At 76.2% G+C, this 12685-nt stretch carries 12 protein-coding genes; 5 read left to right on the top strand and 7 right to left on the bottom strand.

Going from position 1 to position 12685, the window contains the following annotated elements; translation table 11 throughout:
- Positions 1-102 precede the first annotated feature (102 nt).
- On the top strand, positions 103-2241 hold the full coding sequence (locus ANAEK_RS21345) for an ATP-binding protein (protein ID WP_012528207.1): 2139 nt from the start codon (positions 103-105) through the stop codon (positions 2239-2241).
- Between the two features lie 10 nt (positions 2242-2251).
- Here ANAEK_RS21345 and ANAEK_RS21340 read toward each other — a convergent pair whose 3' ends face one another.
- A complete protein-coding gene (locus tag ANAEK_RS21340; protein ID WP_012528206.1) occupies positions 2252-2848 on the bottom strand; it encodes a hypothetical protein in 597 nt (198 codons plus the stop codon).
- Positions 2849-3221: 373 nt separating this feature from the next.
- On the opposite strand from ANAEK_RS21340, the gene ANAEK_RS21335 reads away from it, so the two are divergent.
- Complete coding sequence (locus tag ANAEK_RS21335) at positions 3222-3923, top strand: glycine cleavage system protein H (RefSeq protein ID WP_012528205.1); 702 nt, start codon at positions 3222-3224, stop codon at positions 3921-3923.
- Positions 3924-4014: 91 nt separating this feature from the next.
- On the opposite strand, the gene ANAEK_RS21330 is transcribed toward ANAEK_RS21335, so the two are convergent.
- Together ANAEK_RS21330 and ANAEK_RS21325 are read right to left on the bottom strand one after the other, a co-directional pair.
- Positions 4015-5757 carry an acyl-CoA dehydrogenase family protein gene (locus ANAEK_RS21330; protein ID WP_012528204.1) on the bottom strand — a complete coding sequence of 581 codons (1743 nt, stop codon included), beginning with the start codon at positions 5755-5757 and terminating at the stop codon, positions 4015-4017.
- Positions 5758-5947: 190 nt separating this feature from the next.
- Positions 5948-7327 carry an IgA Peptidase M64 gene (locus ANAEK_RS21325; RefSeq protein WP_012528203.1) on the bottom strand — a complete coding sequence of 460 codons (1380 nt, stop codon included), beginning with the start codon at positions 7325-7327 and terminating at the stop codon, positions 5948-5950.
- Between the two features lie 179 nt (positions 7328-7506).
- On the opposite strand from ANAEK_RS21325, the gene ANAEK_RS21320 reads away from it, so the two are divergent.
- From ANAEK_RS21320 to ANAEK_RS21310, 3 genes are all read left to right on the top strand, one after another.
- Positions 7507-7671 (top strand): hypothetical protein, encoded by a 165-nt coding sequence (locus ANAEK_RS21320; RefSeq protein WP_232288304.1) that lies wholly within the window; start codon positions 7507-7509, stop codon positions 7669-7671.
- A 125-nt stretch (positions 7672-7796) separates the two neighbouring features.
- Entirely contained in the window at positions 7797-8207 is a 411-nt protein-coding gene (locus ANAEK_RS21315) for a response regulator (protein ID WP_012528201.1), read from the top strand.
- Positions 8208-8335: 128 nt separating this feature from the next.
- On the top strand, positions 8336-8539 hold the full coding sequence (locus ANAEK_RS21310; RefSeq protein ID WP_012528200.1) for a hypothetical protein: 204 nt from the start codon (positions 8336-8338) through the stop codon (positions 8537-8539).
- 9 nt (positions 8540-8548) lie between these two features.
- Here the strand turns inward: ANAEK_RS21310 and ANAEK_RS21305 are convergent, their stop codons facing one another.
- From ANAEK_RS21305 to ANAEK_RS21290, 4 genes are all read right to left on the bottom strand, one after another.
- Positions 8549-9670, bottom strand: coding sequence for an SEL1-like repeat protein (locus ANAEK_RS21305; protein ID WP_012528199.1), 1122 nt, complete (start codon positions 9668-9670; stop codon positions 8549-8551).
- Positions 9671-9721: 51 nt separating this feature from the next.
- Positions 9722-10264, bottom strand: a complete 543-nt coding sequence (locus ANAEK_RS21300) for a HEAT repeat domain-containing protein (protein ID WP_012528198.1) — start codon at positions 10262-10264, stop codon at positions 9722-9724.
- A gap of 11 nt (positions 10265-10275) precedes the next feature.
- Positions 10276-11883 carry a hypothetical protein gene (locus tag ANAEK_RS21295; RefSeq protein WP_012528197.1) on the bottom strand — a complete coding sequence of 536 codons (1608 nt, stop codon included), beginning with the start codon at positions 11881-11883 and terminating at the stop codon, positions 10276-10278.
- A gap of 66 nt (positions 11884-11949) precedes the next feature.
- Positions 11950-12609 (bottom strand): CoA pyrophosphatase, encoded by a 660-nt coding sequence (locus ANAEK_RS21290; protein ID WP_012528196.1) that lies wholly within the window; start codon positions 12607-12609, stop codon positions 11950-11952.
- Between the last annotated feature and the right edge of the window lie 76 nt (positions 12610-12685).

The raw sequence follows: 12685 nt of genomic DNA, 5'->3' as shown, positions 1-12685 counted from the left end.
GTACGAACAGACCCTGGCGGGAAGGGGCCGCACCGGGGGCGTTACGCATGCGGGGGGTCGAACGGATCATGGACGCATTTCGGCGGAGCCTCCGGAGCGTTCATGGACGGTGTCGAGCCCGTGAAGATCTTGCTGGTCGACGACCGGCCGGCGAACCTGCTGGCGCTCGAATCGGCGCTCTCCGGGGCGGGGTACGAGCTGGTGAAGGCCGGATCCGGCGCGGAGGCGCTGCGGTTCCTGCTGCGCGACGAGTGCGCGCTCATCCTGCTCGACGTGAACATGCCGGAGCTGGACGGGTACGAGACCGCGCGCCTGGTCCGGCAGAACCCGCGCACCCGCAACATCCCCATCGTCTTCATCACCGCGTACGGCGCCGACGAGCGCCGCGTGCTGAGCGGCTACGAGGCGGGCGCGGTCGACTACCTGTTCAAGCCGGTGACCCCCGAGCTGCTGCGCTCCAAGGTGGCGGCGTTCGTGGCGCTCCACCGCGCGCAGCGGCAGATCCTGGCGCAGGCGGAGCAGCTCCGGGCGCACGAGCGGCGCGAGCACGCCCTGGCGCTGGCGCAGCTCGAGCTGCAGAGCCTGCGCCGGCAGGAGGCGGCGCAGAAGCGCTACCGCACGCTCGTCGAGGGGATCACCCACGCGCTGGTGTGGGTGATCGATCCCGACACGCTGGTGTGCCGCTTCGTGAGCCCGAGCGCCGAGGCGATCCTCGGCCACCCGACGGACCGCTGGACCGCGGACCCTGGCCTGTTCGCGGCGGCGCTGCACCCGGCCGACCGAGACCAGGTGCTGGCGTCGCTCCGCGCGATCACGGCCGGCAGCCACGGCGCCACGCTGCAGCACCGCTTCGTGCGCGCCGACGGGTCCGAGGCGTGGTTCGAGACGGCGGCGCGGCTCCTGCCCGGCGAGGACGGCGCCGGCCTCGAGCTGCGCGGCTTCTCGGTCGAGGTGACGGAGGTGGTGGAGGGGCGCGCCGCGCTGGAGCTCCTGGCGCGGGCGACCGCCGAGCTGTCCGGCTCGCTCGACTGCGAGGACACGGTCGCGCGGGCCGCGGCGGTGGCGGTGCCGGCGCTCGGCGAGGGCTGCGCGGTCGAGGTGGTGATCGATCCGCGGGCCCCGCCGGTGCGCGCGGTCGCCCACGTCCGCCCGGAGGCGCGCGAGGCGCTCGAGCGCGTGGCCCGTCACCCGGCGCTCGGCCGCGGGCCGGAGCGAGGCACGGAGGTCATCCAGGATCCCGCCGGCCTCCTGGACGCGGACGGCGAGGGGCTGGCGCGCGATCTCGACGCGCTCGCCGCCGCGGAGATCGTGCAGGTCGCGCTCACCGCGCACGACCAGCGCCTCGGCACCATGCGCCTCTTCACCTCGCGCCCGGCGCGCGCGCGCGACCTCGAGCTCGCCGCCGAGCTGGGCCGGCGCGTCGCGCAGGCGGTGGAGAACGCGCTCCTGTACCACCGCGCGAAGGAGGCGGTGGAGCTGCGCGAGCGCTTCCTCTCCATCGCCTCGCACGAGCTGCGCACGCCGCTGGCGGCGCTGCTGCTGCAGGCGCGCGTGCTGAACCAGCTCCTCGACACCGGGCGCATCCCGGTGCCGCCCGGCTCGCGCGAGGAGCTGCAGCGGCGCGTGCGCGGCGCGGTGAAGCAGGTGGAGCGGCTCGGCGGGCTCGTGAACAGCCTGTTCGACCTGGCCCGGATCCGGACCGGGCGCCTGGCACTGGAGCGCGCCCCCTGCGACCTCGTCGAGATCGCGCGCGACGTGGCCGGGCGCTTCGAGGACGTGCTCGCGCTGCAGGGGCGCGCGTTCACGGTGGAGACGCCGGAGGCGCTGCGCGGCGTGTGGGATCGCGGGCGCGTGGACCAGGTCATCACCAACCTGCTATCGAACGCGGTGAAGCACGGCGCGTCCGGGCCGGTGGCGCTGCGGGTCTCGCGGCGCGGGGCCGCGGTCGAGGTGGCGGTGAAGGACGCCGGGCGCGGCATCTCCGAGGCGGACCGGGCGCGCATCTTCGAGCTGTTCGAGCAGGGCGAGCGCAGCGCCGGGACGGGGGGGCTCGGCCTCGGGCTCTACATCACCCGCAGCATCGCCGAGGCGCACGGCGGCCGCGTGTCGGTGGAGGCGCCGGAGGGCGGCGGGGCGGTGTTCCGGCTGGAGCTGCCGGTCGGCGTGGAGGGGGCCGAGCGCGAGGCCGCGTCGCCACCGGCGCGGGAGCTCGACGACGGGCGCGCCCTCGCCGGCGGGTAGCTGTCGGGGCTCAGCGCCCGCCGACGCAGCGCGCCAGCGCGTCCGCGCGCTCGCGCAGGTCGGACGACCACGCCAGCGGGCGGAATGGGTCGGTCGCGAGCGCGAACCAGTAGTAGCCGGTGGCCGGCCCCGCGTCTCCCGCCTCCAGCCCGGTCAGCAGGGCGTCCGGGTCCCGCACGTCGATGCCGGAGGTCTTCCACAGCTCGCGCAGATAGGCCGCGCGCTCGGCGCGGCACGGCGGCCCAGGGCGCGGACCGGTCGGGAGGACGGCGGGCGCGGCCGGCGCCGCGGCGGGCGCGGCGTCGGAGGCCGTGCCTCGCCCGGCGCCGTCGCCCGCGGCCATCGCCAGCATCGCCACCGGCTGGAACGACTCCGCCGGGACCACGCTGAAGGAGCCCACCCGCGCGTCCTCGGTGCCCTTCTCCTCCACGATCAGGTAGCCCTCGGGGAGCTCGATGCGCTCGCCCACCCGGACCGGGCGGCCCAGGATCTCCACCTGCGCGGCGCCGGCTTCGAGCCGACCCTCCACCGGTGGCTCGGGGTCTTCGGCGCGGGCCTGCAGCGCGAGGGCGGCCGCGAGCGGGATCACGAGGGCGTGGCGGAGCATCCGTGGAACCTCCGCACCGGAAGCTTGGCGGCAGCGGCGGCGGGGGCAAGCCTCGCCGGTCGCATCCGGTGGGGCGGCGCCGCGGGGGGCCAGCGCCGCGCGGCGGGAGCCTCCGCCGCCGTCCGGCGCAGGTGAGGATCGCATCACCTGTCGAGGATCTCGACGCAGGGCCGAACCGCAGTGAAGGCGCGAGGTTCGCGCCGGTCGCACCCATCGTGTGGTGAGCTTCTCGACGCGGCAGCTTGCCGCGGAGGGACGCAGGGGCGCGAAACCGCTGGGGTCCGCGGATGGCCTGCCCCTTGCGATGAGTCCTCCCGGCGGAGCGGCTCCGCAGGCTCGGGGGACCCTTCCCGCCGGAAAGGCGGCAGCGGAGATGACGACCTTGATGGAGATCCTGGAAGCCGCCGGCTCGCTCCTGGTCGGCATGGGTGGGCGCCTCGCGCTCAGCATCGCGGGCGGGCTCGCGCTCGCGATCCCGGCGGTGCTCCTCGGCGTCGGGATCCACGCGCTGCGGCAGCGGCGCGCACGCGCGGTGCCCATGGAGGACGGGCTCGCCTGGCGGCCGGGGGCGTACTTCGCCCCCAACCACACCTGGCTCGCGCCGGGGCGCCGCACCGGCGAGTTCACGGTCGGTGTCGACGACCTGGCGCGCCACATCCTGCCGTCGGTGACCTCGGTCGAGCTGCCGCGGCCCGGCATGGACGTCCACCGCGGCGACCCCATCGTCGTGCTCCGCGCCGGCGGCCGGACCGTCCGCATGGGCGCGCCGGTGGACGGCAAGGTGATGCGGGTGAACCCGGCCGTGCGCCGGGACCCGGGGCTGGTGCACCGCGAGCCGTACGGCGGCGGCTGGCTGTTCACGCTCGCGCCCGCGGACGCGGCCTACATGCGCCTGCCGCAGGACCGCGAGGCGGGCGGCTGGCTCTCGGCCGAGCGCACGCGGCTGTCGCGCTTCGTCGAGTCCGAGCTGGGCCTCGCCGCGGCCGACGGCGGCGCGCTGGTCGAGCCGCTCCCCGCCGCGCTCGGCGAGGAGGGCTGGCGCAAGGTCGTGTTCGCCTTCCTGCACGCCGCGTAGCCCGGCGCGGCCGCGGGTCCCCTCGCCCGCGAACCGACGGCCCGCGCGCTCCACCGTCCCCGGGGAGCGCGCGGGCGCTTCGTTCCTGCGGCTACAGGTTGTCCCAGCCGTACCGGCCGGTCTCGAGCGCGTGCGCCGCGACGGCCTGGAGCGCGCCGTCCTCGTTCTGCTCGAGGCCGGCGAGCCCCGCCTCCACGCGCCGGCGGGCCTGGCGCGCGAACACCGTCAGGATGCGCCGCTCCTCCACCGCGGCCGCCTCGCCGTGGTCCTCGAGCCGCGTGGACACGCGCGCCAGCATGCAGGCGAGCGTGAACAGGTCGATCATCGCGTCGGCGAGCCGCTTGGTGAGGAGCTGCGCGCCCACGATCTTCTTGCCGTACCTGCGCAGCAGCTTGTCGGCGGCGATGGCGAGGTCGGTGGCGGCGGCCTCGAACACCGCCGCGTCCTCGGCCAGCGCCGGGTGGAGCATGGTCCACTTGCCCTTCTTGCGGCGCAGCCCGGTGGCGAGCGCGGCGCGGCGCTTCGCGTAGTCGGACATGACGCCGAAGCCCTTGATGGGATCGGCGAGCACGCCCTTCATCGACTCCGCCACGTCCGCCAGCTCCTGGCCCAGGTCGTTCACCGCGGTGAGCGCGATGAACAGCCGGAGGATCTCGTTCGTGCCCTCGAAGATGCGGTTGATGCGGGTGTCGCGGAGCGCCATCTCGTACGGCATCTCGCGCATGTACCCCGAGCCCGCCGCGATCTGCAGGGCCTCGTCGGCGGTGCGCCACACGCTCTCCGAGGCGAGCACCTTCGAGATGGCGGCCTCGACCTGCGTCTCCTCGAACCCGCGGTCCACCAGCCCCGCCACCATGTTCACGACGCTCTCGGCCGCGTAGCAGTCGATCACCATCTGGCCGATCTTCTGCTGGACCAGCCCGAAGCTCGCGATGGGCTGGCCGAACTGCTTGCGCTCCTTCGCCTGCGCCACCGACAGCTCGATGAGCCGCTTCATCCCGCCCACCGAGCCTCCGCCCAGGCCGGTGCGGCCGGCGTTCAGGATCTTCATCGCGACCTTGAAGCCCTTGCCCTCCTCGCCGAGCACGTTCGCCGCGGGCACGCGCACGTCCTCGAGCACCACCGTGGTGGTGGACGAGGCGCGGATGCCCATCTTGTCCTCGTGCGGGCCGGTGGTGACGCCCTTCATGTCGCGCGTGACGATGAAGGCGGTGATGTGGCCGCGACCCTCCAGCGAGGTCTTCGCGAAGACCGTGAAGAAGTCGGCGATGCCGCCGTTCGTGATCCAGAGCTTCTCGCCGTTCAGGATCCAGTCGTCGCCGTCGCGGACCGCGGTGGTCTTGATGCTGGCGGCGTCGGAGCCGGCGCCCGGCTCGGTGAGGCAGAACGCGGCGATGAGCTCGCCGGTGGCGAGCCGCGGCAGGTAGCGCGCCTTCTGCTCCTCGGTGCCGAACAGGAGCAGGCCGCGCATGCCGATGGAGCTGTGCGCGCCGACGGTGACCGCGACCGAGGCGTCGTAGCGCCCCAGCTCCTGGATGACGCGCGCGTACGCGGTGGCGCCGAGCCCCATGCCGCCGTGGTGCTCCGGCACCACCAGGCTGAACAGCCCGGCGTCCTTCAGCTCCTGCACGAAGCCGGGCGGCATCTCGCCGGCGCGGTCCCAGGCGCGGAAGTCGGCGCCGCGGCCGCCCAGCATCGACTTGAGGGTCTGCTGGATCGCCTCCAGGGTCTCCTTCTCGGCGCGGCGCGGCTCCGGGTAGGGGAGGAGGATCTCCTCCTCGATGTCACCCAGGGCGAGCGAGCGCATGAAGCTCGCGGTCTTCTTGTCCACCATGGCGGTCTCCGGGCTGGCGCCGGGGGGGGATGGCGCCGTCGCTGATTCCAGAATCATAACGCGTCGCAGCACGACCGGAGCGCAGTCCCCCGGACGGGGTGCAGAGCGTCCCACCAAACGACTCTGGGTCGGGAGGAAACGACTCCGGGTCGGGGGGTCGGCGGGGACGAGGCGCCCCCGCCGGGATCCCTCACCGCGCCGTGTACAGATCGATCACCCGGCCGATCGAGCGCTGGCAGACCGAGCAGAACGGCACCGGGTCACGGGTGAACATGACGCAGTCCATCTGCGGCCGGAAGTAGCCGGTTGCCTCGTAGTTCGCGCCCTCGAACGCGCCCACCGCCTTCGAGAACCGCGCCTGGCCGAGCAGCGCGGTCTCCTCCTTCTGCTGCGCCAGGAACAGCGCGTCCATCTCGGCCTCGGGCCGGTTCTGCGCGCGGATGCGCTTGCGGCGCTCCTGGAACTCGTTCGCGCGCTTCGTGAACACGTCCTTCGGCCACGGCGTGGGGAGCGGCGTGCCCGCCGCGACGAGGTCGGCCCACTTCGCGGCCTTCGGGTCGGCGGTGACGTTCGGCTCCCACGGCTCGGGCCGGCCCTCGGGCGAGAGGTAGGCGGTGTCCGAGGTGAAGTACTCGTCGGCGAGCGCGGCCAGGTGGTGCCCCAGCTCGTGCACGAAGATGTAGCCGGCCCAGCGGTTGTCGGCGGCGACGGTGGCGTAGAGGTTGAAGATGCCGCCGCCGCCGTAGGTCTCGCCGTTCGCCAGGATGGCGAGCGCGTCGTACGGCGCGAACGACGCCACGTCGCGCATGGAGCGGTTCTCGAACGTGAGCAGGTAGCGCTCCGAGCCGAACGCGTCGTAGGTGGCCCCGACGCGGGTGCGGCGGTGCACGCCGGTGAGCGGGCGGGAGACGCCCTTCTCCTCGGCGGGCGGGCAGATCCCCCACACGTTGAAGTCGGCCTTCCGCGAGCGGAACGGCTCGTGCTCGAACAGCTCCGCCACCAGCCGCCGCGCGTCCTTCTCGAACTTGCCGCGCTCGGCCTCGGTGTACCCGTCGCCGAGCAGCAGCAGGTCGAGCTTGTGGGCGGGGTCGCCGCTCTTCAGGATCTCGATCAGCGGGCCGGGCGAGGGCGGCCGCGACGGGTCCACGAAGCGGTCCTTCGGATCGACCACCGTGGACCAGACCTCCTGGAACGCGTTGCCGGCGCCGCGCTTCTTCACCACCACCTGCACGGGCGCGTCGGGCGCGGGGAAGCGGAGCGACTCGGAGAAGGTGCGGCCCACCTTGCGCGCGTCCTCGGTGGTCTCCCACTCTCCGTAGATGGAGGCGTAGCCGCGGGAGTAGACGACGCGGTTGGTGGCGAGGTCCCGGACCTCGAAGAAGTACTTGCCGAGGTTGGTGTCATCGACCGGGCGCGCCGGGTTGCCCGGGAACGGCAGCGGCTCGAGCACCACCCGGTCCACCGCGAAGCGCTCCTCGGTGGCGGTGCCGGTGTGGAACAGGTCGAGGCGGAGGGTCCGGGGCTGGGAGGGGGCCGCCGACACGGCGATCGCGACGAGCAGGGGGATCATGGGCCGGACAGTGTAGCCGCCCCGGCGGAGGTGGCGGGCCGGAGCTTCCCCACCCACCCGGGGGATCCCCTGAACGCCCGCTCGTCATCCCGAGCTAGGGGTTGCATCTCGCGAGAATCGCGGTCTACTTACGGGGCATGATGTGGCCGTGGGAAGACGAGAGCGGGGGGCGCCGTCCCGTGCAGCCCCGGGATCTGCTCGAGTTCCGGCCCTGGATGCTCGCGCTGGCCGTGTTCCTGGCCTGCGCCATCGGCATCGCCATCATGGAGCAGGCCCGCACGCCGCGGTCGATGTGGGCGCAGGCCGACGCCGCCGCCGACGTCACGCAGCAGCAGGGGCGCTGAGCACGCGTGGGCACCGCCGCCGTGCGCACCGGGAGGCGTTCTCTGATGGGGCGGCCTCGACAGGCGACGCCTGCCGGGCTGGTCCGCGTCAGGGTGCGCGCTTAGCCTTGGCGCGAGGTCCAACCATGGCGCCCATCCGGATCCTGGTGGTGGACGACAACCACCTCATCCGAAAGCTGATCGGCCTCATCCTCGAGGGGGCGGGCTACACGCCCATCGACGCCGACTCGGGCGAGGCGGCGCTGGCGCTCGTGCACGCCGATCCGCCGGACCTCGTGATCGTGGACGAGGTGATGCCGGGCATGCTCGGCTCCGAGCTGGTGCGCCTGCTGCGTCGCTCGCGCGAGCGCCGGCTGCGCAGCCTGGCGGTGGTGGGGATCTCCGGGCACGACGGCGCGGCCCGCGCGCTCCTGCAGGCCGGCGCCGACGCGTTCGTGGCGAAGCCGGTGGAGGAGCACCCGCTCCTCGACGCGATCGCGCGTGCGCTGGGGCGCCCGCTCCGGCCCGACGACCCGCACGGCCTGCCCGCCGCCTGAGGGGCGCGGCGCCCGCCGTCACGAGAACGACACGATCCCGCCACCGCGGCGCCACGCCGCAGGCGCTACCTTCGCCGCGGCGCCACCGGTCCGTCACCGGACCGTGCGCCCTCCGAACCGAGGATCGCATGAACGCCCACCGGGAGTCGTTCTACCGCTGCACCATCGCGTCGCCCGAGGGGAGGCGCGTGGCGCACGTCCGCGCCTGGGACGCGCGGGAGGCGGAGGAGCTGTTCCGCGCCGAGCTCCGCGCCGATGGCCTCGACGCCGCGGGGCCGGTCGAGGTCGCCGCGCTGGGCGACGCGCCCGGGCCACTCGCGCTCGCGAGCTGAACCGCTCGATCAGTCGAGGGGCCGCGAGGGATCGTCGCGCAGCGCGCAGGCGCGCTCGACGCCGCGGGCGCAGGCGCCGGCGAACAGCGCCCCGGCGCGCGCCTCGTCGCGCGGGACGCCGGCGCCGAACCGGTAGAGCACGCCCAGGTCCGAGCAGGCTCCGGCGCGGCCCGCCTCGCAGGCGCGGCGGTACAGCTCGGCGGCGCGCGGGCCGTCGGCCGGCACGCGCCGGCCCTCCTGCACCATCCGCCCCAGCCACGCGCAGGCGTCCGGGACCTTCCGCCGGCAGGCGAGGTCGAGCAGCGCCGGGTCCGATCCCTCGTCGATCACCGCCTGCGGGCCCTTCAGCCAGGCCTCGGCCGAGTCCAGGCACTCCTCGGCGCCGAGCGCCGGGCACCCCTCCACCAGCAGCCGCGCGCCGCGCGCCGCCTCGCCGCGCCGCCCCTCCGCGAGCAGCACCAGCCCAAGCCGCGCGCACGCCTCGGCGCCCCCCAGCTCGCAGCCGCGCTCGAGCCGCAGCCGCGCCGCGACCGGATCCTCCCGCCCCGCGTCGCCGCGGGCGAGCCCCGCCCCGGCGGCCGCGCAGCCGTCGGCCGAGCCGAGCCAGCAGGCGCGATCCCGCAGCGCCTGCGCGCGGGCGGGCGGCGCGCCGGCGACGATCGCGAGGCAGCCCTCCGCCTCGCCGAGATCGCAGGCGCGCTCGCGGAGCCGCGCCCCGCGCGCCAGATCCGGCTCCGCCGCGGCGCGCTCCAGGCAGGCGGCCCCGGAGCCGAGCGCGCAGCCCTCCTCCAGCGCCTCGGTGACCGCACGCGCCGGCTGCCCCGCCTCGCGGAGGTGCTGCGCGAGGCGCGCGCAGGCGGCCCCCACGCCGGCGTCGCAGGCGCGGCGGTGGAGCGCGGCGGCGCCGGCCGGATCCGCGGGCCCGGCGGTGCCCGCCTCGAGCACGCGCCCCAGCTCGGCGCAGGCGAGCCGCCGCCCCGCGTCGCACGCCTCGCGGAGCGCCGCGGCGCAGCCCGGCTCCCCGCCCGGCGGGCGGGGACCGTTCGGGAACAGGCTGGCGAGCCGCTCGCAGGCCATGGGCGGGCCCGAGGCGACGGCGGTGGCGAGCAGGGCGGCGGCGAGCGCGAGCACGGCCGGACGATAGCAGGGGTCCGGCGCGGCGACGACGATCGCGCGGGGCGATCAGCGGCGGCGCGGCATCGCCCGCTCGCACGCCTGCACCGCCCCGGCGAGCGCGCGGCCCGGCTCGCGGGCGGCCTGCGCCCGCACCGCGCCGCAGCCCTGGGCCGGCGCGCGCGCCGCGAGCGCCTCCGCCGCGGCGCGGCGCAGGCGTGGGTCGCGGTCGGAGAGGAGCGGGACGAGCGCCTCGCCGAGGCCGGCGGGCGCGAGGAGCGCGCCGAGCCCGCGGACCGCACCGGCGCGCACGATGCGCGGCGCGGCCGGGTCGGCGGCGAGCCGGCGGTGGAGCGCCTCGGCCCGCGCGCCCCCGCGGGCCGCGAGCCCCTCGAGCGCGCGGGCGCGGCGGCTCGGGAGCTCGGCGCCGCTCGCGGCCGCGGCCTCGAGCAGCGGCCCGGCCTCGGGGCCGAGCGCGCGCCACGCCTCCGCCGGGATGGGCCGGTCGATGGTGCCGAGCAGGGCCCGCACCTCGTCGGCGGTGGAGGGCGCGGCGGCCGCGGGCGCGGCGGCGAGGGCGAGGGCGAGGGCGGCGGCGAGGCGCGCGAGCACGGGAGGCTCCCTCAGCGGACCGCCGGGTTGAGCCGGACCACCTCACCCTGCTGCGGGGTGAGCGTGCCGCGCGCGACCGACGGATCGATCTGCCAGAACATCAGGTTGTCGCCGCCGCCGCAGCCCGAGCTGCCGGCGCACTGCGGGGCCGAGAGGAGGGCGCTGCCGCAGGGCAGCGGCGAGGACGCCGGGCGGCAGCTGCCGCAGGGACAGCCGGGCGTGTCGGCGAGCGGGTCGAGCGCGGTGCCGGTGGCCTCGGTGGTGTGGTAGAGGCCGAGCCAGTGGCCCGCCTCGTGCGCCGCGATGTACGAGACCACGTCGGTGCCGCAGGCCGCGACCGAGAACGGGCTCGCCGGCGAGCACGCGCCCGGCGCCGCCTCGGCGCCGAGGTCCGCGAGCACCACCGCGGCCCCGCTGTTCACGCCACCGGGCACGCCGGAGGGCCCCGGGATCGAGCCGTCGAGCCCCACCACCGTGCCGCCGCTGCCGCTCGCGGACGTGGTGAGCTCGTCCACCAGGAACAGGTGCACCGCGTTGCGGGGCACCGCCAGCCGGAACAGGCGCGCGAGCTCGCTGCACGGCCCGGAGTCGTCGATGCTCGGCGTGCTCAGCTCGGTGCGCGCCCAGTCCGGCACGTCGTGGAAGGTGACGGTGCCGAGGCACACGCCCGCGCGCGCGAACAGCGACTGGAGGCCGTCCACCAGCCGGCGGAACTGCGCCGCGGTCGCGTTGGTGGACGGGTCGGCGGCGGCGTTCGCGGCGGTGTACTCGGGGTGCGCTGGGTCCGAGGAGACGAGGTAGATCTCGAGGTCGAGCGTGCCGGTGGACAGGAGCGGTCCGGCGCGGGTGACCACCTTCACGTCGTAGCGCCCCGCGGTGCTCCCGCCGGTGCAGCCGGCGGTGGTGGTGCAGGCGGCCGCCAGGTCGTTCAGCGTGAAGCGCCACGCGCCGGGCGCGAGCTGGCCGTCGGAGCGGATGCGGTCGAGCGCGGTGGTGGTGTTCGGGATCGTGACGGCGCCGGCCGCGGGGATCACCCCCGCGTAGAACAGCAGCCACTGGCTGTAGTCGCGGCTGCCGTCCACGATCGGCGGCGAGGCGGCGTCGTCGTAGAAGCGCGCGCCGCCGGCGTCCAGCACGAGCTGCGGGAAGGGCGCGTTCGCGGCCGGGCCGGCGCCGGGCCAGTCCACCGCCTCGGGCGCCGTGCCGTCCACCTCCTGGAGGTAGAGCGTGAAGCCGGTGGTGCCCGGCGGCACGTCGAACGAGACCTCGTCGCCGGGCGCGTGCGTGCCGCGCTCCTGCACCGGCCCGATCACCGCGGTGTTCACCGGCAGCGCACAGGGTGGGTCGGGCACGTCGGCCGGCCGCTCCGCCGGGCCGGCCACCGCGCCGAGCGCGATCGCCGGCCGGCGACCCGACGGGCTGCACGCGCCGGCCGGGATCGACGCGGCGCACACGCGCGAGAGGCACAGGCCGGAGCGGCAGTCGGAGGCCCGCGTGCACGCCTCTCCCACGCCGCGCCCGCCCTGGTCGATGCGCCGGTCGAAGCTCGGGTTGCCGCAACCGCCCGCGAGCCCCGCGGCGGCGAGCGCGACGAGCAGGGCGGCGGGCGTGCGGCTCACGCCGGGATGGTAAGCCCGCCCATCCCCGCGCGCGACGGGCCCCCCCGACGCGGGTGCCGCCCGCCATCACCCCCGCGCGGCGAAGGCCCGATCGAGGAGATCCGCCAGGATGCGGGCCGTCAGCCCCCACACCACCCGCGCCTCGTCCGCGTGGAACGACCACACCCGCCAGTGTCCCGTCCCCGGGTCCACGTCCTCGAACGGCACCGCCGCGCGCGCCACCACCGCCGCGAGCCGCTCCGGGAGGCCGGCCGGATCCCACAGCGAGGCGCGCCGCAGCGCCGGATCGAGGAGCTGCGCCAGCGGCAGCTCGAAGTGCTCGTCCACCTCGCCGGCGGAGGCGGTGAACGCGGCCGGCGGCGCGCGCACCGAGGCGGCGACCGGCGTCACCACGTACCCGGCCACGCTGGGCAGGTCGTCGAGGAGGCCGAGCACCTCGGACGCGGCCGGCGCCAGGCCCACCTCCTCGTGCGCCTCGCGCAGCGCGGCGGCCCGGGCGTCCTCGCCCGGCTCGAGCCGCCCGCCGGGGAAGGAGATCTCCCCGCGGTGGTGCTCGAGCGCCTGTGAACGGCGGGTGAACAGGATCGAGGGGCCGCCGGCGCGGTCGAGCAGCGCGACCAGCACCGCCGCCGGCCGGAAGCCGGGCACCGCGAGCGCCCGGCGCGGCCGCGCGGCGAGCGCCCTCCGCACGCGCTCGGTCGCCTCGTCGAAGCCGGGGGCACGCATCGTCCTCCATCTAACGCGGCGCGCGCCGGCGCGCCGGGCAGCGAGGGGGACGCCCGTCCGTCCGCCGCGACGGCGC

The sequence above is a fragment of the Anaeromyxobacter sp. K genome (genome assembly GCF_000020805.1).
GTDB lineage: Bacteria > Myxococcota > Myxococcia > Myxococcales > Anaeromyxobacteraceae > Anaeromyxobacter > Anaeromyxobacter dehalogenans.
This window is presented reverse-complemented; position numbering and strand designations above follow the sequence as displayed.

Bases quoted from the DNA above. Each gene is read 5' to 3' on its own strand.
- ANAEK_RS21290 (WP_012528196.1), bottom strand. From the start codon at position 12,609: ATGCGTGCCCCCGGCTTCGACGAGGCGACCGAGCGCGTGCGGAGGGCG.
- ANAEK_RS21310 (WP_012528200.1), top strand. From the start codon at position 8,336: ATGAACGCCCACCGGGAGTCGTTCTACCGCTGCACCATCGCGTCGCCC.
- ANAEK_RS21340 (WP_012528206.1), bottom strand. From the start codon at position 2,848: ATGCTCCGCCACGCCCTCGTGATCCCGCTCGCGGCCGCCCTCGCGCTG.
- ANAEK_RS21325 (WP_012528203.1), bottom strand. From the start codon at position 7,327: ATGATCCCCCTGCTCGTCGCGATCGCCGTGTCGGCGGCCCCCTCCCAG.
- ANAEK_RS21315 (WP_012528201.1), top strand. From the start codon at position 7,797: ATGGCGCCCATCCGGATCCTGGTGGTGGACGACAACCACCTCATCCGA.
- ANAEK_RS21330 (WP_012528204.1), bottom strand. From the start codon at position 5,757: ATGGTGGACAAGAAGACCGCGAGCTTCATGCGCTCGCTCGCCCTGGGT.
- ANAEK_RS21345 (WP_012528207.1), top strand. From the start codon at position 103: ATGGACGGTGTCGAGCCCGTGAAGATCTTGCTGGTCGACGACCGGCCG.
- ANAEK_RS21335 (WP_012528205.1), top strand. From the start codon at position 3,222: ATGACGACCTTGATGGAGATCCTGGAAGCCGCCGGCTCGCTCCTGGTC.